The organism is Citrobacter sp. ABFQG (assembly GCF_004322975.1).
In the GTDB taxonomy this organism is placed as follows: domain Bacteria; phylum Pseudomonadota; class Gammaproteobacteria; order Enterobacterales; family Enterobacteriaceae; genus Citrobacter; species Citrobacter freundii.
The window spans coordinates 3,941,125-3,965,192 of sequence record NZ_CP036435.1 but is presented as its reverse complement, the minus strand read 5'-3'; the positions used below and the strand labels follow the sequence as shown (position 1 = coordinate 3,965,192).

Sequence of the window (24,068 nt, the reverse complement as noted above, 5' to 3'; positions counted from 1 at the left end):
TGATATGTACACTGTCTACTCCCTGCACCATAAATTAAATTTAGTTATGTGTGATAGCCTTACTCAGACTTGGTCTGAGTAACATAAATGAGTGGCTCACAACTTTTAACCGGCTCTAATTTCCCCATGTGGGTTGAGACGCTGGGGTCCCTGCCTGATAATGTTGTATCAGTGGCTCCCGAAGGGGGATACGTTAAATGGGACGGCACACAATAGGTTCATGATGCAGAGGCGGAAAAAGCATTTTTTCAGGGACAGGCTGCGCAGGAAAAAGCAAAACAATGCCGGGGCTGGTTAGAATCGGCATTGTTCATACCTCAATTAAAAATTATTTACCTATAAGAGAGACCTTTAATCTTCTTAATAAAGTAATTAAATCTTTTCTTCCGAATAGTTTAAATAGATTAAACCAGCGGTTCTTACCCAGGTAATTTAGTTTTATTAATTTAGGGTTGTAATAATAGCACATTATAAAAACACCCTGATCGTCATCAACTATATTATTTCTGAGTGTTTTTATTTGGCACTGACAAACCAGTTTGTAAAACTCTTTCCATTTCTTTTGTGTTGCTACAATTGCCCCACCAATAATATAGGAACGATTGTTAATCATGTGGTCAAAAACCTGATGGATAGTTTTGACGGTCAAACCTTTTTTAACTGTAAAGAAATTTACTTTGTTGCGGTCAAAAGGATAGTCCCATCGAGATAACCCTCTGGTTACGTCTGCACTACGACAGTAACCAAAGTCAACCCATGCAACCATATCATCATTCACAAGATTTAACTCTATAGCTCTGTTTACAAAATATGTTTTTAGATTGCAAACCAGTGCATAGTCTGGGGACCAGTATTCGGGATTTATCAACTGGCGAGTTTCAAGTTTGCTTATGAACTCATTATCTTTTTGAATTCGTGCAATTCTTTTTTTTATGCTTTGAAATTTCTTATTAATATCTAAAGCCACTACAACAGTGTTTTTCCCATTTCTAATTGCTTCAATTTTGGGTTTAAGTTCACTGGATGTAAAAATGACCATGTCATTATCCAATTTAGACAGATTTTCAAAGTACTGAATATAGGTATCAGCTGTTCTCTCTAAGTGAGGAGAGAAACCTTTATTACTCGTCCAGTCTCCTCGTCCTATATCGAAAAATGCTGTAACAATGGTAATAGAAGAGTTCATTTTTAAGCAATCCGTGTTTTATACCTATCCAATAACTACAAGAATGTTGAATACATATTTTTTGATATCAGTCACATGGAAACATTCTATCAGTATCAACATGAGGCGGGAAGGATCATGTGATATTAAAACTGATAAGCAACGGATATACAAAATAACTGGTTGTTGCAAAGGATTGTTCAATGGTGAATAATTTTCATTGATATTATTTTTTTTGAAATTGTCGTTTTGTTCCAATATATGATAACCATAGGTTACTGAATCATATCAAGCAGTGTTCCTTTGCCGATATTTGGCGTAATAACGGAAATCATTAAAGATGACCTGGCTGGCCAATTGATGGTGAACTGTAACAAGAGTTGCCGCAACCACACCGTATGCAAGAGCATTATTGCGGCCGACTGGCGAACGTTCGATAGTGCGAGTATTGAATGATTGCCAGTCACGGCGGATTGTACTTAAGCAATATGACGGTTCAAGGCGTTTAATCTGAAACTAGCCACATATCAGCCTCTTCAAACATTTCCTGAACAGTACGGCTTATCTGCTCCTTCTCATGTTTGCTGGCGTCAGTGTTGATCGCCGGTAGTGTCATCATCGGTTTAACCCGAACATCAGCATCGGGGAAGATCCGCTGAACCCTCTTCGTCAATTCTCCCAGAATGATATCTTTTGCTCCGGGCAAACCATCAAAATTCCTTTTGTCATAAACGAGTTCCACGAACATTGCTTGTAGCCTTTTGCTGGGTGTATATACAGTATTTATACTGTGTTTTTATCCGGTATTCATGAGGAGTTAATTGATGCCACCACACAGCGGTTTGTCCAGGAACTGAGCAAGGTTAACTGGAACTGGACGATGAAGCAGCCTAACGAATGGATCGAGTGGTATGTGACAACATTCCGCGATGTATCAACGCAGGAAGGGGAGAACCGTACCTTTCAGCTGTTCAATCCAAACGGAGGACTATAGCCATGGGCTTCCCTTCACCTGTCAATGATTACGTTGAAACAAGGATCTCCCTCGATCAGCAGCTAATCAGCCAGCCCGCAGCGACTTATTTCATACGGGCATCGCGTTCACATTTCAGGGAAGGGATAATCCAGGGGGCGCTACTTGTTGTGGATGCGTCGCTTTCAGCCTGTGATGGTTCGCTGCTGATATGCGCGATAGATGGGGAATTCAGGATCAAGTGATACCGAACTCACCCTCAGCCCCACCTGGTTAATCTGGAGAACGGGAGAAGGGAAGCGCTGTCAGAAGATGGTGATGGCTACAATTCCTCACACGCAATATTTGGAGTTATCACGTACATCATTAATGATGCCAGGAACGCGGAGCGCTCAGAAAACAGGCATAAAAAAACAGCCGTAACAGGCTGTTTTTTTGGGGATTTTTGGTCGGCACGAGAGGATTTGAACCTCCGACCCCCGACACCCCATGACGGTGCGCTACCAGGCTGCGCTACGTGCCGACGCTATGGCTGCTAATACTACTGCTTTCCGCTACGAATGCAAGAGCATGTCTCGCTAACTGATTTATAATTAATCAGTTAGCAATAAATCGCTTCTCATCCGTCAGAACCTGTAACAGCAGACTTAGCTGCGGTTTCTGATCTTTTATTTTCTCGCCGCGCAAATTATAGGTCTGATAATTACCGTTGTTGTTCAGCACCAGCGTCATCTCGGGTGTGGTAACGGCCATCGTGCTGCCGTCAGCGGCAGTAACCCAGTAATGGCGGCGGGTTGCATTGAACAGATCCTGCCCCTGTGAGTATTCGTTAGCAGGTGTACTGACGTGCAGTAGGCGCTGCATCAGCGTTGTCATCAGGTCCGTATGATCGGTCAGACTATTGATGCGCTGTGCTGGCGTTCCCGGCCAGTGAATAACCAGAGGAACCTGCAGATGGCCTCGCGACCAGGCAAAGCTGTTCTCTTCCTGCGTCAGCGGCACGCCCCGACCAGCGGTAATAATCACCACCGTATTGTTCAGTTTGCCGGAGTCGCGCAGGGCGCTCAGAATGCGGTTAATGTTGGCATCCACATCCTGAGCGGCGCTGGCATAGCGTTTGGCAAAATTCTTCTGGTTACTCTCATCAAGGTTGGTCCCGTTAAAGGAGACCCACGAGAACCAGCGGTTATCTTCCTGCGCGTAGCGTCCCAGCCAGTTAATCCACTGGCTTGCGGTTTGGTCGTCAGATTGCGTCTGCACGCTTGGCATGGAGAAATCTGACAGCAGCGCCTGGCGATAAAGCGGGCTGGTAAAGCCATCCGAGGAGAATAGCCCTAACTGATAGCCCTGCTGGTTCAGCGCGGAAATCAACGCCGCAGGCGTTCGGGTCGATAAAATCCCATCCATGTAGCTTGGTGAGACGCCGTAAAACAGGCCAAAAATCCCGTTATCCGTGGTGTTGCCAGTGCTCATGTGACGCGTAAAGGAGATATTCTGCCCGGCGAATTCAGCCAGCGCAGGCATCTGCTTTTCAAAGCGTGAATAGTTCAGGCCGTCGACTGTGATCAGCAGGACGTTCTGGCCGGTGCCCATATCGCGATAGCGCAGTTCGCTCAGCGGGTACTGCACGGAAACTGCTTCCGGATTCCCCTGCTCGATCAGGCGACGCTGATACTCTTGCGCATCCAGCAGACCATGTTTTTCCAGGAACTTACGCGCCGTCATCGGGTAGGAGAGCGGCAGATTCGCGCGCTGCATGGTAATCGGGCGATAGAAATTGGCATCCGCCCAGATATACACCACGTGCGAGGCGATAAAGCAAATGAAGAAGAATGCGGCTAACGGTTTGGCGAAGTGGCGACGACGCGTCAGGCTACGCAGCTTTTGCCAACTCCAGGTCGCAAACAGCATTTCAATTAACAGAATCACTGGCACGCTGATAAACATCAGTTGCCAGTCACGCGCCGCTTCATTCTGGTCAGGGTTGATGACCAGTTCCCAGACGATCGGGTTGAGGTGCAAATGAAAGCGGGTGAAAACTTCGCTGTCGATTAGCAACAGCGTCATGCCCACCGTCGCCAGAATAGCTGATAAGAATCGCATCAGCCTCTGGGACATGACGATAAACGTCAGGGGAAACAGGATTAGCAGATAGGTGGCAAACACCAGAAAACTAAAATGTCCGACCAGGCTTACATAGGAATAAATACGACCTGCAAGCGTTGTCGGCCAGTCGGCGACAAACAGGTAACGGCTACCGAGTACCACGGCCAACAGAATGTTGAACAAGGCAAACCAGTGCCCCCAGCTAACCATCTGGGAGACTTTCTCACGGTAGCGCTGACGATGAGTTACCATAAACTGTTGTTCGTTTCCCCGGAGCAGGCTCTTAATGCGCTTGGTCGTCGTTTACCGAAGACTGTAATGCGCGGGCAAAAGAGTTGGCAATCGCCTGGCGCTGGGCCGGTGCGATGCTTGTATTGATAAGGTTAGTCACCATATTTCCCAGTACCATCAGGGAAAGGTCGGTCGGCGCCTTATGTTTTTCCAGTACGTTGAGCATCTCATTCAGCAGTTGTTCAACGTGTTCGTCACTATAGCGGGAAATTTGTGGCATAAATCGAAATCAGTCTGTTCATGAAAGGGCAACATATTACCGTACAGACAGTTTTTTTTCTGCTTTTTTATCTTCTATTGCGTCACTGCCCGGCAGGTGGTTGAATACCGCCCGGTCTAAAAGGAGAGTTTATCATGAGTCTGGATATCAACCAGATTGCCCTGCACCAGCTTATCAAACGTGACGAGCAGAACCTTGAGCTGGTCTTGCGCGATTCATTACTGGAACCGACAGCGACGGTTGTCGATATGATGGCTGAGCTGCATCGGGTATATAGCGCCAAGAATAAAGCTTATGGCCTGTTTAGCGAAGAGAGTGAACTGGCACAAACGCTGCGTTTACAGCGTCAGGGCGAAGAGGATTTTCTGGCATTTAGTCGTGCCGCGACCGGACGCTTGCGGGACGAGCTGGCGAAATATCCTTTTGCCGACGGCGGCATTGTCCTGTTCTGCCATTACCGCTATCTGGCGGTAGAGTATCTGTTGGTCGCCGTGCTGAACAATTTAAGCAGCATGCGCGTCAATGAAAATCTGGATATCAATCCGACGCACTATCTGGACATCAATCATGCGGATATCGTGGCGCGTATTGATTTAACCGAGTGGGAAACCAATCCGGAGTCCACGCGCTATCTGACGTTCCTGAAAGGGCGGGTAGGGCGCAAAGTCGCCGATTTCTTTATGGATTTCCTCGGTGCCAGCGAAGGTCTGAACGCCAAAGCGCAAAACCGTGGCCTACTGCAGGCGGTCGATGACTTTACTGCTGAGGCGCAGCTCGATAAAGCTGAACGCCAGAACGTGCGTCAGCAGGTGTACAGCTACTGCAACGAACAGCTACAAGCCGGTGAAGAGATCGAGCTGGAGTCGCTGTCCAAAGAGCTTTCCGGCGTCAGTGAAGTTAGCTTCAGCGAATTTACCGCTGATAAAGGCTACGAGCTGGAAGAGAGCTTCCCGGCAGATCGCAGTACGCTGCGTCAGTTAACCAAATTTGCCGGAAGCGGCGGTGGGTTAACCATCAACTTCGACGCCATGCTACTGGGTGAACGTATTTTCTGGGATCCGGCTACAGATACTTTGACCATCAAAGGTACGCCGCCGAACCTGCGCGACCAGCTGCAGCGTCGCACGTCGGGCGGGAAATAAAACCGTTTGCCGGGTGAGAGCGTAAACGCCTTATCCGGTCGACGAGAACCATCAGTATCGATTACAAAATCCCATAAAAAAACCCCGCCTTGGCGGGGTTTTTCTTCAACTTGTTTGCGATTACGCGCGAACGAAGTCGATGTGAGACAGCTTCGGCTTGAACGGGTGACGCTGTACAGCCTGAGCTTTAACTTTAACTTCTTTACCGTCAACAACGATGGTCAGAACTTCGCTGTAGAATTCAGCTTTAGCTTGCATGTTCATAACTGCATCGTGATCCAGTTCGATAGCAATCGGGGCTTCTGCGCCACCGTAGATGATTGCCGGGAACTTGTTAGCGGCACGCAGGCGGCGGCTCGCACCCTTACCCTGCTCTTTACGTACTTCAGCGTTGATAGTAAACATTTAAATCTCTCTTTAATAATTCCTGCTACAGGCGACCCAGCAACAGGTAAGTGATCTGCTTTGCGTATGCAAAAGCGGGCGAGATTCTATACTCAAACGGCTGGTACATCAATCAAAAGTACGATTAACCGCGTAATTCATGTGCCCGACGAAAGCGTCCTTCATAATCGAAGACCTTTTCACGGACCTGCCAGTACTGACCTTTCATGCGCGCGACCACGAAATCAGGATGACGTAACAGCGCCTGCTGGGCGAGGATATCGGCGGCGGTTATCCAGCGTAAGGGAATGCCGGGCGTTCGGGTGTGCGGGCGAATAAACAGTTGCTCGAAGGCCGTTCGCTGCGCGGGAGTATGCAGGCGAAAGCGTTCGCTGACGTCGGCGCCATCTTCATCGTAATAGGTAATTTTCAGCCATTCGCCTTTTTCATCCTGCCCATTTTGTAGCGCCATCCCGCTGCAGCGCAGAACCAGCGCATCTTTAAGCCTGAGCGCGGCTTTCAGCATGTCATCCGGGTCAACCAGTACTGCGTCGCACTCCCGACAACGGCGGGCGGCGATGTCATTTTCCGCGTTGCACTGCGGGCAGTTTTTAAAACGGAAACGAAAATCGCACTGTTCGCGATGGCCGTCATCATCTTCAAACCATCCCTGACAGCGGCGGCCAAAGTGCTCAATCAGCGTGCCGTCGGCCGTTGTTTTTCCCCAGAAGGTGTTGGCAAAGCCGCAGGCAGGACAGAACACCTGTACCGGAACGTTGTCGCTTTTCCCTTTCGGCGCACCAACTTCCGGCGCGTACAGGTCGTGCGGGTTACCAGCGTAATCGAGGATCAGACAGTCGGTTTTACCCGGCGCCAGGCGCAGCCCACGACCGACAATTTGTTGGTAAAGGCTAACTGACTCGGTCGGGCGAAGAATGGCGATAAGGTCGACGTGCGGGGCATCGAAGCCAGTGGTCAGGACCGACACATTCACCAGATAGCGAAAACGTTGGGCTTTGAACTCTTCAATCAGCACGTCGCGTTCGGCGCCAGGCGTGTCTCCGGTGATAAGTGCGGCGTCGTCAGCAGGCAGCAGACCCAGAATTTCTTTGGCGTGTTCAACTGTGGCGGCGAAAATCATCACTCCTTTACGCGTCTGGGCAAACTCGACAATCTGGCTGATGATATGCGGCGTTATTCGCTGCTGCTTTTTCAGCTCCTGATTCAGGTCCGCTTCGCTAAACAGGCCGTTACTTTGCGCCTGCAGGCGGCTGAAGTCATATTGCACTACCGGCATGTCGAGGCGTTCTGGCGGCGTCAGGTAGCCGTGTTTAATCATGTAGCGCAGCGGTAATTCATAAATGCAGTCGCGAAACAGTGCTTTTTCATCGCCGCGCACCATTCCGTGATAATGAAAATGATAAATCCAGCCTTTGCCCAAACGAAAAGGTGTGGCGGTAAGTCCGAGCAGGCGTAAGTGAGGATTTACTTTGGTCAGGTGAGTGAGGATTTGCTGATACTGACTCTCTTCATCATCGCCAATGCGATGGCATTCATCGACGATAAGCAGGGAGAATTCTCCCTGAAAGGCGTCCAGATTACGCGCTACCGACTGTACGCTGCCAAATACTACTTTTCCGTGGCTCTCTTTACGCTTCAGGCCTGCGGCAAAAATATCGGCTTCCAGCCCCAGCGCACAATATTTCGCATGGTTTTGTGCGACCAGTTCTTTGACGTGCGCCAGTACCAGTACGCGACCACGCGCTACGCGGGCCAGCTCGGCAATCACCAGACTTTTGCCCGCGCCGGTTGGCAGGACGATAACCGCCGGGGTGCGGTGGTGGCGAAAATGGTTGAGCGTGGCGTCCACGGCTTCTTTTTGGTACGGGCGAAGAGTAAAAATCATGGGCTCACTATAATAAACAATAACAAGGAGTAGTATGCCATGAATCATTTCTCTTGAGGGATGGTGTAACGCCGCTATACTGGGCGGATAACAGTCCCACTTTTCGGGCGTAAACCCGATTCTCGTATTTTTACAGGCAAAATCACACACATGCGACTTGATAAATTTATCGCTCAGCAACTCGGCGTCAGCCGCGCTATTGCCGGGCGTGAGATCCGTGCTAACCGCGTTACCGTCGACGGTGAAATCGTCAGAAATAGCGCTTTTAAGCTGCTGCCAGAACACGACGTAGAATATGACGGTAATTCCCTGGTTCAACAAAATGGCCCGCGCTATTTTATGCTGAATAAGCCTCAAGGTTATGTTTGCTCAACGGATGATCCCGATCACCCGACGGTGCTCTATTTCCTTGATGAACCGGTTGCCTACAAACTGCATGCGGCAGGGCGTCTGGATATCGACACCACTGGACTGGTGCTGATGACCGATGACGGACAGTGGTCGCATCGCATCACCTCTCCTCGTCACCATTGTGAGAAAACCTATCTGGTGACGCTGGAGTCGCCAGTGGCAGATGATACCGCCGAACAGTTTGCCCATGGTGTACAGTTGCACAATGAGAAAGATCTGACCAAACCGGCCGTGCTGGAAGTGATTACGCCAACTCAGGTGCGCTTGACCATCAGCGAAGGGCGCTATCATCAGGTTAAACGTATGTTTGCCGCGGTGGGTAACCACGTTGTGGAACTGCACCGTGAACGGATTGGTGACATCAGGCTTGATGAGGATCTGGCGCCAGGTGAATACCGTCCTTTGACTGAAGAAGAAATCGCCAGCGTTAACTTAACCCCGCGTTAATTTCAGGAGCTAAATGTGACCACCCGGCAGAACTCGTCAATTGCCATTGTCTTTATCCTTGGCTTGTTAGCCATGTTGATGCCGTTGTCGATTGATATGTATCTTCCGGCGCTGCCTGTTATCTCTGAACAGTTTGGTGTGCCAGCAGGTAGCGCGCAGATGACCCTCAGTACCTATATTCTGGGGTTCGCAGTGGGGCAACTGTTCTATGGTCCAATGGCAGACAGCCTTGGACGCAAGCCAGTGATCCTGGGCGGGACGCTGGTGTTTGCGGCGGCGGCAGTGGCCTGCGCACTGGCGCAAACCATCGATCAACTGATCGTGATGCGTTTCTTCCACGGCCTGGCTGCGGCGGCGGCGAGCGTGGTTATCAACGCCCTGATGCGTGATATCTATCCGAAAGAAGAGTTTTCGCGCATGATGTCATTCGTTATGCTGGTCACGACAATTGCGCCATTAATGGCACCGATTATCGGTGGCTGGGTGCTGGTATGGCTGAGCTGGCACTATATCTTTTGGATCCTCGCCATGGCAGCTATTCTGGCGTCGGTGATGATCCTTACACTGATCAAAGAGACTCTGCCGGTAGAGCGTCGCCAGCCGTTTCGCCTGCGTACTACTATTGGCAACTTTGCCTCGCTGTTTCGTCATAAACGTGTGCTGAGCTATATGCTGGCCAGCGGATTCAGTTTTGCCGGGATGTTCTCGTTTCTGAGCGCCGGACCCTTTGTCTACATTGAGATCAACCACGTTTCACCGCAGCATTTCGGTTATTACTTCGCACTGAACATCGTATTCCTGTTCGTGATGACTATCATCAACAGCCGCTTTGTGCGTCGGGTTGGGGCATTGAATATGTTCCGTACCGGTCTGTGGATCCAGTTCGTGATGGCTGGCTGGATGGTCTTTAGCACACTGTTTGGGTTGGGGTTCTGGGCCCTGGTTGTGGGCGTTGCGGCGTTTGTTGGCTGTGTGTCGATGGTGTCATCTAACGCCATGGCGGTTATTCTGGATGAATTTCCACATATGGCAGGAACGGCGTCATCGCTGGCAGGGACATTCCGCTTCGGCATTGGCGCCATCGTTGGGGCGCTGTTGTCTCTGGCGACCTTTAACTCGGCCTGGCCAATGATATGGTCGATTGCATTTTGCGCTACCTGTTCAATTCTCTTCTGTCTTTACGCCAGTCGCGCCCAAAAACGGTGATCTATTACACATCCTGGGGGCCTTAAGGCCTCCAGAGTTGATATACATCAACCGCAAATCTATCATTTCCCCTGGTTATGTTTATTTTATGTAAAATCAATTTATGTAAAAAGTCACATCATTGTAGTTAAAAAGGTTGAGTTAGATCGCAGAAACGAGTACATATAGCCCGGAAATATGCCAGAACCATTGAATAATTTTAATTACCTGGTTCGGAAAGCGGCATAAAGACAGGGTGTAAACGTTTACCAACTGTCTGAAGACGTATTGTCAATGATGTGTTAATATTGATGTAAAATAATTGTGAAGTGATTGTGCTTCCAGGGAAAGAAAGTGATGACATTACAACTCTCAATCGTTCATCGTCTGCCGCAGAGCTATCGTTGGTCGGTGGGTTTCGCAGGTTCAAAGGTTGAACCGATTCCGCAAAACGGTCAGAGCAATGAGAACAGCCTGGTGGCGCTCAAATTGCTCAGCCCTGATGGTGACAGCGCATGGTCAGTCATGCATAAGCTCAGCCAGGCCCTCAGCGACATTGAGGTTCCTTGTTCCGTACTGGAATGCGAAGGGGAGCCGTGCCTGTTTGTGAATCGCCAGGATGAATTTGCCGCGACCTGCAGACTGAAAAACTTCGGCGTGGCCATCGCAGAGCCGTTTTCAAATAACAATCCGTTTTGAAGCGTCAGCTTAGCGCAAGCAGTTGACGCGTATAGGCTTGCTGTGGCGCGTTAAATACGTGCTCGCATTGCCCTTGCTCCACGACCTCTCCCTGACGTAGCACAATAACCTGATGGCATAACGCGCGTACTACGTGCAAATCATGGCTGATAAAAATATAAGCCAGCCGATGCTTTTCCTGTAAGGACTTTAACAACGTCAGGATTTGCGCCTGTACGGTTCTGTCAAGCGATGATGTTGGCTCATCCAGGATAATCAAGGAAGGTTTGAGAATCAATGCTCTGGCGATGGCAATACGTTGGCGCTGACCGCCGGAAAACTCAGCCGGGTAACGATGCCGCGTTTCGCTATCCAGTCCCACTTCCGTCATCACCGCTTTCACCTGCGCCTCGCGTTGTTCGGCTGACAGGGTTGGCTGATGAACGCGTAACCCCTCCTCGATAATCTGTAGCACGCTCAGGCGTGGGTTAAGCGAGGAGTTGGGATCCTGAAATACCACCTGAATACGGTGACGGACCGGCAACAGCTGGCGACGATTTAAGGTATGCAGCGCCTGACCATCGAACACAATACTTCCCTGTGAGGAGATTAACCTCAGGAGCGCCAGTCCGGTAGTGCTTTTCCCCGACCCAGACTCACCTACCAACCCCAGCGTTTCACCGGGCCGCAGAGAGAAACTGATATTGTTAACCACGACGTTGTGGTCCACCACACGCTTCAGGATACCTTTGCGGATGGGGAAGGCGACGTGCAGTTTTTCCACTTCCAGCAGCGGGGCTTGTCCGGCCGGTAAAGGTACCGGGTCGCCGGAAGGTTCACTGTTTAGCAATTTCTGCGTGTAGGGATGCGTGGGCGCAGTGAGCAACTGTGCTGCTTTATTTTGCTCAACGCACTGACCGTTTTGCATGACCGCCACGGTATCGGCCAGCTTTTTCACAATACTGAGGTTGTGGGTGATGAACAGTAATCCCATGTTCAGCTCGCGCTGTAATTCCCTCAGCAGTTGCAGGATCTGTGCCTGAACGGAAACGTCCAGCGCGGTAGTCGGTTCATCGGCAATCAGCAGCTCCGGTCGTGTTAGCAATGCCATGGCAATCATCACGCGTTGGCGTTCCCCGCCGGACAGTTGGTGCGGGTAGTCTGCGAGACGTTTGGCCGCCTGACGAATGCCGACGCGATCCAGACAGGTCAGGATTTCTGCTCGCGCGGCCTCCCGACGCATTCCCCTATGCAGCGACAGCACCTCATAAAGCTGTTTTTCCAGATTGTGGAGCGGGTTCAGTGACACCATTGGTTCCTGGAAAATCATGGCGATTTTATTCCCCCGCACGCCGCGAAGCGTTTGCTCATCGGCGTGAAGTAATGATTCACCATGAAAACGGATGTCGCCGGAAAGGTAGACGACCGGAGGGGAGGGCAATAACCGTAAAATAGATAGCGCGGTCACGCTTTTACCTGAGCCGGACTCACCCACCAGCGCCAGCGTTTGTCCGGCATCAACGCGCAGTGACAGACTGTTGACCACGGTGCGCACGGTCTCTTGTTGACGAAAACCTACCGATAAATTGTCAATAGCTAACAGAGGTTGTGTCATCTTAAATCGCCTTGTTGGGATCGAACGCGTCGCGTACCGCTTCACCAATAAAGATCAGAAGCGATAAGAGCAGGGCAACGGAGATGAACGCGGTAATGCCAAGCCACGGCGCCTGCAGGTTGTTTTTACCCTGTAACAGAAGTTCTCCGAGCGATGGCGAGCCAAGCGGTAAGCCAAACCCAAGAAAATCCAGCGAGGTTAGAGTGGTTATCGAGGCGCACAAAATAAACGGTAAAAAGGTCAGAGCGGCAACCATCGCATTGGGTAGCATATGGCGCAGAATAATACTGCTATCGCCCACGCCGAGCGCCTGAGCGGCACGAATATAATCAAAGTTTCGGGTACGTAAAAACTCCGCGCGCACCACGCCAACCAGGCTCATCCAGCCAAACAGCACGGTAATACCCAGCAGCCACCAGAAGTTAGGCTGGACAACGCTCGACAGTAGAATGATGAGAAACAGCGTTGGCATACCGGACCAAACTTCAATGAATCGTTGCCCCCACAGGTCCACCTTGCCGCCATAATAGCCCTGTATTGCGCCAGCCATAATGCCCATCACGCTCGAACATAGGGTGAGCATTAAGCCAAATAAGACAGAAATACGTGTGCCGTAGAGGATCCGTGCCAGTACATCACCGCCGTTGGCGTCTGTTCCCAGCCAGTTTTGTGCAGAAGGCGGGGAAGGGAAGGGCTTATCGGTGGCAAAGTTAATGCTGGTCGCCCCGAAGCGTATTGGTGCCCACAGGATCCAGCCCTGGTTTTCCAGGCGCTGCTGTAGCCACGGATCCTGATAATCAGCCCGGGTCGCCAGCGGTCCGCCGAAGTCGCTTTCACTGTAGTTTTTGAACAGGGGGAAATACCAGCTATTGTCGTAGCGCACCAGTAACGGCTTATCATTGGCAATCAGTTCTGAACACAGACTAAGACCGAACAGCACCAGAAAAATCCACAGCGACCAGTAGCCGCGACGGTTGTGGCGAAAGCGCGCCCAGCGGGCCTGATTGACGGGGCTTAATCGCGACATTAGCGTCCCTCAAAATCAATACGGGGATCGACCAGCGTATAGCTGATGTCGCTGAGGATATTCAGCAGCAGACCGATCAGGGTGAAGATATAGAGTGTGCCAAACATTACCGGATAGTCGCGCGATACGGTGGATTCATACCCCAGTAGTCCCAGACCGTTAAGCGAGAACATCACCTCAATCAGCAGCGAACCGGTAAAAAACATGCTGATAAACGTCGCCGGGAAGCTGGCGATCACCAGCAACATGGCATTGCGAAACACATGTTTCCACAGAATATTTTTCTCGCTGACCCCTTTAGCGCGTGCGGTGACGACATACTGTTTGCGCACCTCATCCAGAAATGAGTTCTTGGTCAGCATAGTCAGCGCGGCAAACCCACCAACTACCGTCGCCAGCACCGGCAGGGTAATATGCCAAAGGTAGTCGGTCACTTTCTGATACCAGGGCAGGGAGTCAAAATTGGCGGAAACCAGCCCGCGCAGCGGGAACAGGTCGTAGTAGCTGCCCCCGGCAAAAAAGACGATCAGCAAAATGGCAAACAGAAAGGCCGGAATGGCATAGCCAATAATAATAAATGCGCTACTCCAGACATCAAACCGGCTACCGTTGTGAACCGCTTTGCGGATCCCAAGGGGTATCGACACCAGATAGATGATGAGCGTACTCCATAGGCCCAGCGTAACGGAAACCGGCAGGCTGTCTTTGATAAGCGTCAGCACAGAGGCGCTACGAAACAGGCTGTCGCCGAAATCGAAACGAATATAGTCCCAAAGCATTTTGAAATAACGCTCATGAATGGGCTTATCGAACCCGTAGCGCCGAGTGATTTCCGCGATGACTTCCGGGTCCAGACCCCGGCCGCCGCGATAATTACTGTCGCTGATGTTACCAACGCCGGTTTGCGCATGGCTGGCGCGAACGCCTTCGCTACCCGCGCCAGGTAATGCCCCGCTTTGCCCGAACTCAATGGCGGCGACGGCCTGTTCAACCGGACCGCCGGGGGCAATTTGCACGATAAAAAAGTTGATGGTGATGATGGCCCAAAGTGTTGGGATCACCAGCAGCAGACGTCGAATCAGATAAGCGCCCATCTATTCTCCCTGCCGTCTGGCTGCGGGCAGTTTCGCCGCTTTGTTGACGTTATACCACCAGTTGTCGAGGCCAATGGTATAAATTGGGCGAATAGCCGGATGCGAAAATTTGTCCCACCAGGCGATACGATCCTCGGCCATAAACCACATCGGCAACATGTAGTAATTCCAGGTTAAAACTCTGTCCAGTGCCCGGCCGAGTGGGATCAGTTTGGCTTTATCACCTTGCGCGGCAATGATTTGACCGATCAGCTTATCGATAACCGGGCTTTGCACACCGGGGGCGTTATAGCTGGAGTCAATATATTGAGAAGCCCACAGAATTTGCAGGTCTGAACTCGGCCACGGCATTGCGCGATACAACCTTGGCATCATGTCATAGTCGCGACTGCGTAAGCGGTTGGTGATTTGTGAGTTATCAACCTGGCGGATGTTCATGGTAATGCCTAAGCGTTGCAGGTTGTGCTGGAACGGCAACACCCACTGACTGTTGCTGCCCGCCGGGAGCAATAGTTCAAAGCTCAGAGGTTTACCGCTGACGCTGTTTACGCGCTGCTGCCCCTTGAGTACCCATCCGGCTTGTTCCAGTAAGGTATCGGCTTTCAGCAAGTTCTCACGATCGTAGCCATCGCCTTTTGATTTTGGCGGCTGATAGATTTGGCTGAAGACCTCAGGAGGGAGATCTTTTTTCAAGGGCGCGAGTATCACCAGCTCATCTGCATCGGGGTAATTTGTCGCAGCATATTCGGTATTCTGAAAATAGCTGTTGGTCCGGCTCCAGGCGTTATAGAACAGGGCTTTATTCATCCATTCAAAATCAAAGGCCAGCGTGATGGCTTCCCGCACCCGTCGGTCACTGAACACCGGACGCTGAATATTAAAGGCCAGCCAGCGCGTATCCTGGGCGGATTCATTTTTTTGTTCATCTTTGATGATGTAATGATTCGCAAAATTTTTCCCGGTATAACGCGTCGCCCAGTTTTTGGCATCATTTTCAAGACGCAGATCAAACGCACCGGCCTTAAACGCTTCAAAGGCGACGTTATCATCCAGATAATAGTCGTAGCGGATGGTATCGAAGTTCCAGCGTCCACGATTGACGGGCAGATTAGCAGCCCAATAATCTTTGACGCGCGAATAGACAATATACTGGCCCATCTTCCATTTGGTAATGCGATAAGGGCCGCTGGCGAGCGGTGGCGATGATAAGGGATCGCTGAGCTTATGATCTTTCCAGTACTTCTCTGGCATCACGGGTAATGAAAACAGGCTGAGCATGTCCTCTTTACCCGGTTTGGCTAATTCAATGCGTACGGTTAATGGCGCGATGGCTTTTACCGTTGTTCCCTTGTAGACCAGACGAAACTGCGGCACGCCTTCAGTCATAAATTTGTGGAAGGTGAATGCGACGTCGCGGGCGGTAATGGGTGATCCATCGTGAAAACGCGCTCGTGGATTAATGGCAATTTCTACCCAGGAATAGTCGTCAGCATAGCGTGCGCTGTCGGCAATTAGCGGGTAATAGCTACCAGGCTCATCGTCAGAGGTTGTAAACAGCGTATCGTAAAGCGTTTCGGTACGTGCGCCGGGATTACCTCGCATTGCATAGCGGTTAAAGTTGTCAAATGTGCCAATGGCGGAGAGGGTGATTTGACCACCTTTAGGGGCTGCGGGATTAACATAATCGAAGTGATTAAAGTTAAATGCGTACTTCGGTTCACCCAGCACGGCAAAAGCATAGCTTTCTTTGATGGACTGCGCCTCGGCGCTAAACCCGATGAGGGTGATAAACAGAAGCAATACGCGAGGGATCATTAAAAGCGATTTCCTTTTCCTGCCACAACCCGACGGGCATCATGCCTGAAAGATAAGAGATGTAGCGGCGAGTGAGAATATATGAATCGCATACTTTGCGTTTCGTTGATGCCATGACATAAAAAACTGCAGTGAGCTGACGAGTAACGCGACGACTATCCCCGTTATAGCGCAGGTGAGCAGGAGTTTCCGATCGGAAGAAGAGGAGCGCCTTAACATAGTTCCTTATGTTTACCTGAAGTAACCACTTATCCTGTATGAATATAACCTGAAATGACTCATGTTGTGAGATTTTTCTTAGTCACAAGGGCAAAGCAAAAAAAACACCGCCGTAGCAGTGCTTTTTTATATGTCTCATCAGGATAGCCAAGGGATAGCTGCCAAACGAAATTAACTGCGGCTTAGAACCCGGCGAGCTTCGTTGTAACGTTTTTTCCAGTAAGGCTCGTTCATGCTGGAAATGATAACGCCACTGCTGGTCGAGGCATGTACGAACTGGTTGTTGCCGATATAAATACCGACGTGTCGGCCAGTAGAGCCAGCACGGAACAGAACCAGATCGCCTGTACGCAGATTAGTGCGCGAAACGGATTTACCCGTTTCCTGTTGTTCATAGGTTGAGCGAGGAAGCTCTAAACCAAATTGCTCACGAAACGTACGCTGTACGAAGCTTGAACAATCAATGCCTTTTTTGGTGCTGCCGCCAAGGCGGTAACGCACGCCTTTCCAGTCAGCATATTGGTCCATAATACGTGATTTAACATCGATATTACGTACCATATTTTCAAATTCATCCTGAGAGGCTTGCAGTGAAGAGTTATCTCCATTGCCCACAGCATGCGTCTCAGAATGCATATTCCTGGCGGTGTTCGTTGTGCTACATGCAGAAAGCAGAACCGCAACTGCTATCGCGGGTATGCCCCGCAAGATATATCTCAAAATCGGTTGAGATTTGACCATTTTGTTTGTTTTCCCTTGAAGTCCTTAACGATAAATATCGTTATAAAAAATGCCAAACGTGACGAGACTAATTACCATCGCACGATGAGACAATTCCTTAAGGTCAAATCTGTGGCAGAACGCACAAATTTATTCTGAAAGGGAATAATTATCCCGCGAGGCAAAACGTGTTCGAGATTACCCGATCGTTCCGGTCAATGCGAGTGATTTTACGTGATTTCTTATAAGAAAAATTGATACAGAAAGTGAATAAACGGCATTGTCTAAATTAAGAACAATCAGGGTAAAAAATACGCAACTTACTCATTTTAAACATGAATAAGATGACAGGAGAATGACAATCAGAATGATGAAATATTGCCAGGCATCATCAGGGAATCAGAAGTATCCCTGATGATGTTAATTACTCTGCGTTATTTGTTTAAAAATTGTTTGTTTTTGCCGGGTAGATAATTCACGAACAGAGTGACTAAGCGGTCGCTTAATGGCGTCATTAGCCACCAGGGAAGGCCAATCAGGACCACCGTCATGGAACCAACCACGATATCGGTGAGCCAGTGGGCGCCAATCATTACGCGTGGGAAGGCAAAAACCACAGCGATAATAAGGCCGATTATTCCTGCGACTTTTCCGAAATAACGCAGCATGAATGCGGAAAAAATAAGCAACATCATGCCGTGATCGCCAGGAAAACTGTCTTTCGACGCATCTTTTGTCGGAATATGCAGCAGTTCACTGACGCGATAAATATTATCCAGCATCAGAGTTGGGCTGGCACGTTTAACGGGAATAAGCGCCTGGCCCAGCTGATTTAATATCACTGCGGTAAGCAGCATAACCAAACCGATAGCCACAATGCGTCGGCGACCTTCCGATGTCTCTTTGAGCCAAAAGTGCAGCATCAATGCGCCCATTGCCAGCAATGAGCAGCCATCAAATGCCCGGTTATTGGTTATAGCAACAACCCATAAGAACAGCGGGCTTTCCACCAGTTTATGGTTAAAGAAGCGGAAAACGCCCGTATCCAGTGAAGACCAGAATCCATGCCCGGCTGGAATATACCAGGACAGAAACAGTGCCAGGCCCACAATATTAAGCAGGAGGATTAGAGGGTATCGGGTTTTCATCGTCGTTTACCATTGCTAAAAAACGAAGGCAACCTTACGCGCTAGCGCCTAAACGAAGTCTCAACAATGCGCTCTGCAGCGCATTCCAGTCGGTCTCGGTATCGGCGATGAGTTCAATACGACTATCTGGTGGCGCGACGTTTTGCGTCTCTATATGCCAGTCGTCTCCCTGGCGGTTAATGCGTACCAGTCCTTCTTTAATACGCATTACCCCCTTCACACGTCCAACAGGAGCAAGACGAGACCATTCCAGCAGACCGATAGTATCGAACACCGTATCGGCGTCAAAAATCCAACCGCAGGCCTGATGGCCCTGTCCGCTGTTCAGGCTACGACGCCAGCGCTGCTGTGCGGGTAGGCTCAACGCTGCCAGCCCCTTTTTGTCGGCATGACTATGGGTGTGCTCCGCGCTTACAGGAAGCTCTGCCAGGTTTAGCCGGGGCAAATCCAGTAGCTGTCCGTCAATTTGTCCATGGTCGGCATGAACTAACTGGCGATTACCTCCATAGTGTTGCCACCAGCTTTGCAGGGCGTTTTCGCTTTCCGTCGTGGCACGGTCGGTTTTGTTGGCAACAATGATATCTGCGGCGGCCAGCTGGTCGCGGAAATTGTCATTGGCGACGCTTTTTTCATCCAGTAACAGCCGCGGGTCAAGAATACAGAGGGTCGCACGCAGATCGATCCACGGTTCGTAAACCGGTGCGGTGAGTAAATCCAGAATCTGTTTAGGGTGGCCGAGGCCGGTGGGTTCAATGAGCAGACGGTCAGGTTTTCCCTGACGTAGCAGCGTATTGAGACCAACCTGCATCGGCAGACCGTTAACGCAGCACATACAGCCGCCGGGGATCTCTTTTAACAGCGCACCGCTGTTAGCCAGTAGCGCGCCATCAATGCCAACTTCGCCAAACTCATTAACCAGCACGGCCCACTTCTCAGCAGGATCTTTGTTTGCCAATAAATGAAGAATAGAGGTGGTTTTGCCACTGCCGAGAAAACCGGTGATGAGATTGGTTTTAGTCACATTTACTCCAGAATCATAAATTACCGTAATGGCATTTAACAATCCTGGCGAAAAACGGTGAAAAAGAGAAGGGGTGAGAGGACGAAGACGCGCTTCGTCCTGTTTAATGGCAGAAATCGTTAACTTTTTAACGTATCAATGACAGCCTGATGCGCACCGTATTGGGCAATGCGTTGCCAGGCCTGCTGAATGGCCGCGACAAACTGCGGATTCTGGACGAGATCGGTAGCGAAAATTTCGCGCAGCGAAAGCAGGGCGCTGACACGTTCTGATTCAGTACTCTGTTTAACCAGAGCGGCAATTTTCTCACTTAGTGGGTCACGAATATCAATTGCTGCGCCTGAGTCATCCACGCCGCTCACATAACGCATCCAGCCTGCGACACCGAGCGCCAGCAGCGGCCATTCGCTTTGGCGGGCTAAATGTACGCGGATCCCTTCCAACATGCGCTGGGGTAATTTCTGGCTACCGTCCATCGCAATTTGCCAGGTTTTATGTTTCAACGCTGGGTTGGCAAAACGCTCCAACAGGCTAAGGGCATACTGGTCTAAATCAACGTCGATAATTTGCAGCGTAGGCGCCTGTTCGTTGAGCATCAGACGGTAGGCGGCTTCACGAAATGCGCTGTCCTGCATGCAGTCGCTGATGTGCTGGAACCCGGCCAGATAACCGAGATAAGCCAGAAACGAATGACTGCCGTTCAGCATCCGCAGTTTCATTTGTTCCCACGGCAAGACGTTTTCGACCATCTGGACGCCCGCCGTTTCCCATTCTGGGCGGCCACACACAAAATTATCTTCAATCACCCACTGGATAAACGGTTCGCAGCTGATTGCGCAAGGATCGGCAACGCCCAGCTCGCGTGCGATTTCAGCCAGTGACTCTTCGGTAGCGGCAGGAACAATGCGATCCACCATGGTACCCGGAAAGCTGACATGCTCCTGAATCCAGGTTGCCAGTTCTGGTGAACGTTTTTCCGCCATTCCCAGTACGGCGTTTTTTACCACATGACCATTGTCCGGGATATTATCGCAAGAGAGGACGGTAAACGGCTGTAGCCCGCGTTCACGTCGGCGGTGTAGCGCTTCAACAATAATTCCTGGGACAGAGTGCGGTTCAGTCGGTGTTTGCAGATCGTGAGCAATACGTGGATTACTGAGGTCTAACGAGCCTGTAGCCGGATCGATGCAGTAGCCTTTTTCCGTAATGGTTAACGAGACAATAGCCACCTGAGGCTCGCAGAATTTTTCAATAATAGCCGCCAGTGAATCCAGCCTGGCGTTGAGACATTCGTTGACGGAGCCGATAACAATCGGTTGGTTGCCGTTGGCCCCTTTCTCCAGCACGGTAAATAAATGATCCTGTTCACGCAGTTGGCTCATCAGTCGATCGCCGCTGAACAGACTGATCTCACAAATACCCCAGTCTCCACCCTGCGCATTCAGCACCCTGTCGGTGAGTAACGCCTGATGGGCGCGGTGAAAAGCACCGAAACCAAAATGTACAATCCGCGTTTTTAATTGCTGGCGGTCGTACTGCGGCATCATGACATTTTCCGCCAGTGGCGCTGAGGCAATAGTTTTCATTAAATACACCTGATTAACCATTAATTAACAATGGCAGTATAAAGTTATATGACAGCAAATTGAATTGGTGTGCCTCATTTATCCGGGGAATGTGAGCTTGATCAACCAATCACCGGCAATGTATTGATCATCTAACGGATGCCTGTATGGTAGTCGTCATTAAGGTGATTTAATTTGGTATAACAACTTTTGGGGTAAAACAATGGAACAAACCTGGCGTTGGTACGGACCTAACGATCCGGTATCGCTTGATGATGTGCGTCAGGCTGGCGCAACGGGTGTTGTAACCGCCTTGCACCATATTCCTAACGGTGAAGTGTGGCCGGTAGAAGAAATTCAACAGCGTCAGGCCATTCTGGCTGAAAAAGGGCTGACCTGGTCGGTGGTGGAAAGTATCCCTGTCCACGAAGATATCAAAACGCGTTCAGGTCAATATCAAACGTGGATTGCCAACTATCAGCAGAGTATCCGTAATCTTGCGACCTGCGGCATCGATACCGTGTGCTATAACTTCATGCCGATCCTCGACTGGACGCGTACCGACCTCGAATATCAGCTGCCGGATGGTTCCAAAGCGCTGCGTTTTGACCAGATTGCCTTTGCGGCTTTCGAGCTGCACATTCTGCAACGCCCGGGAGCTGAAGCGGATTATACCGACGAAGAACAACGCCAGGCGCTGGACTACTTCAATGCTATGAGCGATGCAGAAATTGAAAAGCTGACACGCAATATCATTGCTGGCCTGCCTGGTGCAGAAGAGGGCTATACGCTGGATCAGTTTCGTGCGCGCCTTGCTGAATATGACGGCATCAGTAAAGACGATCTGCGCGAAAATATGGCGGTATTCCTGCGGGCGATTGTGCCAGTGGCAGAAGAAGTCGGCGTGCGTCTGGCCGTGCATCCTGACGATCCGCCGCGCCCGATCCTCGGTCTGCCGCGTATCGTTTCGACTATCGAAGATATGCAGTGGCTGAAAGAAACCGTCGACAGTATTAATAATGGTTTCACCATGTGTACCGGTTCTTACGGCGTGCGCGCTGATAACGATCTGGTGAAAATGATCGAAACCTTTGGCGATCGTATCCACTTCACGCACCTGCGCTCGACCTGTCGTGAAGATAACCCGAAAACGTTCCATGAAGGTGCGCACCTGCAGGGTGATGTGGATATGGTATCGGTGGTGGCTGCCATTTTGAGCGAAGAGCAGCGGCGTAAAAAGGCGGGCGACCTGCGTCCTATCCCGATGCGTCCGGATCATGGACACCAGATGCTTGACGATCTGCACAAGAAAACCAATCCGGGCTACTCGGCGATTGGTCGCCTGAAAGGACTGGCAGAAGTCCGCGGCGTTGAACTGGCGCTGAAACAAACGCAGTTCCGCGACCTGCTGTAAGTCTAACAACAGGGATTGCGCTACAGGTGCAATCCCTGTTGTTCATCAAGGCTGCGCGAGCGCCTGCTCCAGCACTGTCAGCACTTTATTGATCTGCTGTATCTGCAATCCACCAAATCCAAAAAACATAACAGCATCGCTGTTTTCTTTGCGCCATGCGGCTTCTGATCCATTTTCTATATCCGACAGAGTGTCGAAACGGATCCCAGCCAACAGGCAGCTTTGTTGCAACCTGGCGATGAATTCGGTATGTCTGGCAATGCGTAACGAGAGGTGCAGACCTGCCGTTGCGCCAGCGATTTTCCCTTCGGGAAACAGAGTGGACAGGCCATCGCGTAACAGAGTGAGGCGCGTCGCATAGCTGCAGGCCAGCTTGCTGATATGCGTATAAAAAACCTGATTTTGCATCAGTTCGGCTAAAAATTGCTGCAACAACCACTGACTGCCGTTGTTATTGAGCGCTTTCATATTCTGTACCGCCGGAAGCAGTTCATCAGGGCAAATAAGATAGCCAAGCCGTGCGCCTGGCCCCAGCGTTTTAGAAAATGTCCCCATATAGATAACCCGGTTGTGATAATCCATGGCTTTCAGCGCGGGAAGGGGATTGTCCCCATAGGTAAAAACGGCATCGTAATCGTCTTCTATGATGTAAGCGCCGACGCGTTGCGCCCACGTTAATAATGACTGACGGCGCTCCAGCGAAAGCACACTTCCCATCGGATACTGATGAGCTGGAGTAACATAACAAAGCTGGGTTTCATACTCGGGTAAATTATCTGTTTGCAGCCCGTGGTTATCTACGGCAATTGACGTAATGTCTGCACCGTAATAATTAAAAAGATGCCATGCGCCAGAATAACAAGGGGATTCGGTCACAATATGGCACTTTTTTTGCTGACTGACAGCATGATGAATAATAAATATTTGGCTGAGCAGTGATAATCCTTCCTGAATCCCGTTGGTAATGATGATGTTCTCTGCTCGGGTATTAATTCCGCGGGATAAATTAAGGTATCTGACCAGTTGCTCACGTAGTGAAAATAATCCATTTGGTGAATGGTACCGGGTAAATAATTGTTCTTTAAGTATGCTTGGAGCATTATTCCATTTCCGCCAGCTTGACCAGGGAAAAGCGTTGGGGTCGGGGACGCCCATCCGGCAGTAGCACTCTCGTCCAGGCTCGGCGTAAACATCGGTAGAGACCCCGGCAGCTTTAGGTTTTACCGGTGGGGAGCCTTGGGTTACGGGCACATGAGTTGGGGTTATACGTACAGGCGTGGTGAATATCACTTCATAGCCAATGCCGTGTCGGCTCTTGATTAACCCAGCCGCCATCAGCTTATCATAGGCCATCACTACCGTTATTTTAGCAACGTGCAATACCTGAGCCTGCTCACGAATAGAGGGGAGTTTGTCTCCACAAAGCAAATCACCCTGCTGAATTGCCTGGAAATAAAATTGAAATATCTGCAGTTGCAGCGGAGTACGGCTTTCTCTATTGAGCGTCAGTGTTAGCATAAGA

Annotated in this window: 20 protein-coding genes, 1 tRNA gene and 2 pseudogenes; 6 read left to right on the top strand and 17 right to left on the bottom strand. The window is 50.2% G+C overall.

Features of this window, described 5'->3' with window-relative positions:
- Positions 1-328: 328 nt before the first annotated feature.
- Positions 329-1,186, bottom strand: coding sequence for a protein YibB (gene yibB / locus WN16_RS19570; protein ID WP_032936618.1), 858 nt, complete (start codon positions 1,184-1,186; stop codon positions 329-331).
- Positions 1,187-1,670: 484 nt separating this feature from the next.
- A complete protein-coding gene (locus WN16_RS19565) occupies positions 1,671-1,913 on the bottom strand; it encodes a DinI family protein (protein WP_003845150.1) in 243 nt (80 codons plus the stop codon).
- Between the two features lie 132 nt (positions 1,914-2,045).
- Between WN16_RS19565 and WN16_RS24625 the strand changes: the two are divergent.
- Positions 2,046-2,527: pseudogene (locus WN16_RS24625) on the top strand (LexA family transcriptional regulator); the annotation flags it as partial.
- A 57-nt stretch (positions 2,528-2,584) separates the two neighbouring features.
- On the opposite strand, the gene WN16_RS19550 reads toward WN16_RS24625, so the two are convergent.
- The 3 genes from WN16_RS19550 to WN16_RS19540 form a co-directional block, all read right to left on the bottom strand.
- Positions 2,585-2,661 (bottom strand) — tRNA-Pro (locus WN16_RS19550).
- 74 nt (positions 2,662-2,735) lie between these two features.
- Positions 2,736-4,496, bottom strand: a complete 1,761-nt coding sequence (gene yejM, locus WN16_RS19545; RefSeq protein ID WP_016150675.1) for an LPS biosynthesis-modulating metalloenzyme YejM — start codon at positions 4,494-4,496, stop codon at positions 2,736-2,738.
- Between the two features lie 31 nt (positions 4,497-4,527).
- On the bottom strand, positions 4,528-4,755 hold the full coding sequence (locus WN16_RS19540) for a YejL family protein (RefSeq protein ID WP_003027506.1): 228 nt from the start codon (positions 4,753-4,755) through the stop codon (positions 4,528-4,530).
- A 134-nt stretch (positions 4,756-4,889) separates the two neighbouring features.
- Between WN16_RS19540 and yejK the strand changes: the two genes are divergently transcribed.
- On the top strand, positions 4,890-5,897 hold the full coding sequence (yejK, locus tag WN16_RS19535; RefSeq protein ID WP_003027504.1) for a nucleoid-associated protein YejK: 1,008 nt from the start codon (positions 4,890-4,892) through the stop codon (positions 5,895-5,897).
- A 120-nt stretch (positions 5,898-6,017) separates the two neighbouring features.
- Here yejK and rplY read toward each other — a convergent pair whose 3' ends face one another.
- Both rplY and WN16_RS19525 read right to left on the bottom strand, forming a co-directional pair.
- The gene (gene rplY / locus WN16_RS19530) at positions 6,018-6,302 is read right to left on the bottom strand and encodes a 50S ribosomal protein L25 (RefSeq protein WP_003027502.1); all 285 of its coding nucleotides are present in this window, start codon (positions 6,300-6,302) and stop codon (positions 6,018-6,020) included.
- Positions 6,303-6,426: 124 nt separating this feature from the next.
- Positions 6,427-8,187, bottom strand: coding sequence for a DEAD/DEAH box helicase (locus WN16_RS19525; protein WP_044701147.1), 1,761 nt, complete (start codon positions 8,185-8,187; stop codon positions 6,427-6,429).
- A gap of 150 nt (positions 8,188-8,337) precedes the next feature.
- Here WN16_RS19525 and rsuA point away from each other — a divergent pair, with 150 nt between their 5' ends.
- From rsuA to WN16_RS19505, 3 genes are all read left to right on the top strand, one after another.
- Positions 8,338-9,045 carry a 16S rRNA pseudouridine(516) synthase RsuA gene (gene rsuA / locus WN16_RS19520; RefSeq protein ID WP_003027496.1) on the top strand — a complete coding sequence of 236 codons (708 nt, stop codon included), beginning with the start codon at positions 8,338-8,340 and terminating at the stop codon, positions 9,043-9,045.
- Between the two features lie 15 nt (positions 9,046-9,060).
- A complete protein-coding gene (locus WN16_RS19515) occupies positions 9,061-10,251 on the top strand; it encodes a Bcr/CflA family multidrug efflux MFS transporter (RefSeq protein WP_003027494.1) in 1,191 nt (396 codons plus the stop codon).
- A gap of 333 nt (positions 10,252-10,584) precedes the next feature.
- A complete protein-coding gene (locus WN16_RS19505) occupies positions 10,585-10,929 on the top strand; it encodes a YejG family protein (RefSeq protein WP_085951589.1) in 345 nt (114 codons plus the stop codon).
- A gap of 4 nt (positions 10,930-10,933) precedes the next feature.
- Here the strand turns inward: WN16_RS19505 and yejF are convergent, their stop codons facing one another.
- From yejF to WN16_RS19460, 9 genes and pseudogenes are all read right to left on the bottom strand, one after another.
- On the bottom strand, positions 10,934-12,523 hold the full coding sequence (gene yejF, locus WN16_RS19500) for a microcin C ABC transporter ATP-binding protein YejF (RefSeq protein WP_044701144.1): 1,590 nt from the start codon (positions 12,521-12,523) through the stop codon (positions 10,934-10,936).
- A 1-nt stretch (position 12,524) separates the two neighbouring features.
- On the bottom strand, positions 12,525-13,550 hold the full coding sequence (locus WN16_RS19495) for an ABC transporter permease (protein WP_032936628.1): 1,026 nt from the start codon (positions 13,548-13,550) through the stop codon (positions 12,525-12,527).
- Positions 13,550-14,644, bottom strand: coding sequence for a microcin C ABC transporter permease YejB (locus WN16_RS19490; RefSeq protein ID WP_044701142.1), 1,095 nt, complete (start codon positions 14,642-14,644; stop codon positions 13,550-13,552). Before WN16_RS19490 ends, WN16_RS19495 begins: the two co-directional genes overlap by 1 nt.
- Positions 14,645-16,459 (bottom strand): extracellular solute-binding protein, encoded by a 1,815-nt coding sequence (locus WN16_RS19485; protein ID WP_044701141.1) that lies wholly within the window; start codon positions 16,457-16,459, stop codon positions 14,645-14,647.
- A 90-nt stretch (positions 16,460-16,549) separates the two neighbouring features.
- Positions 16,550-16,678: pseudogene (locus tag WN16_RS24620) on the bottom strand (hypothetical protein); the annotation flags it as partial.
- Between the two features lie 171 nt (positions 16,679-16,849).
- Positions 16,850-17,419, bottom strand: a complete 570-nt coding sequence (gene mepS / locus WN16_RS19475) for a bifunctional murein DD-endopeptidase/murein LD-carboxypeptidase (protein ID WP_003027474.1) — start codon at positions 17,417-17,419, stop codon at positions 16,850-16,852.
- Between the two features lie 413 nt (positions 17,420-17,832).
- Complete coding sequence (locus WN16_RS19470; RefSeq protein WP_003840063.1) at positions 17,833-18,546, bottom strand: phosphatase PAP2 family protein; 714 nt, start codon at positions 18,544-18,546, stop codon at positions 17,833-17,835.
- Positions 18,547-18,580: 34 nt separating this feature from the next.
- Positions 18,581-19,567 (bottom strand): GTP-binding protein, encoded by a 987-nt coding sequence (locus WN16_RS19465; protein ID WP_044701137.1) that lies wholly within the window; start codon positions 19,565-19,567, stop codon positions 18,581-18,583.
- A gap of 119 nt (positions 19,568-19,686) precedes the next feature.
- Positions 19,687-21,153: a fructuronate reductase gene (locus tag WN16_RS19460; protein WP_044701134.1), complete on the bottom strand. Its 1,467-nt coding sequence runs from the start codon at positions 21,151-21,153 to the stop codon at positions 19,687-19,689.
- Positions 21,154-21,355: 202 nt separating this feature from the next.
- Here WN16_RS19460 and uxuA point away from each other — a divergent pair, with 202 nt between their 5' ends.
- The gene (gene uxuA / locus WN16_RS19455) at positions 21,356-22,546 is read left to right on the top strand and encodes a mannonate dehydratase (protein ID WP_003845159.1); all 1,191 of its coding nucleotides are present in this window, start codon (positions 21,356-21,358) and stop codon (positions 22,544-22,546) included.
- A gap of 45 nt (positions 22,547-22,591) precedes the next feature.
- Here the strand turns inward: uxuA and WN16_RS19450 are convergent, their stop codons facing one another.
- Positions 22,592-24,064 carry a PLP-dependent aminotransferase family protein gene (locus tag WN16_RS19450; RefSeq protein WP_003845160.1) on the bottom strand — a complete coding sequence of 491 codons (1,473 nt, stop codon included), beginning with the start codon at positions 24,062-24,064 and terminating at the stop codon, positions 22,592-22,594.
- Positions 24,065-24,068 lie beyond the last annotated feature (4 nt).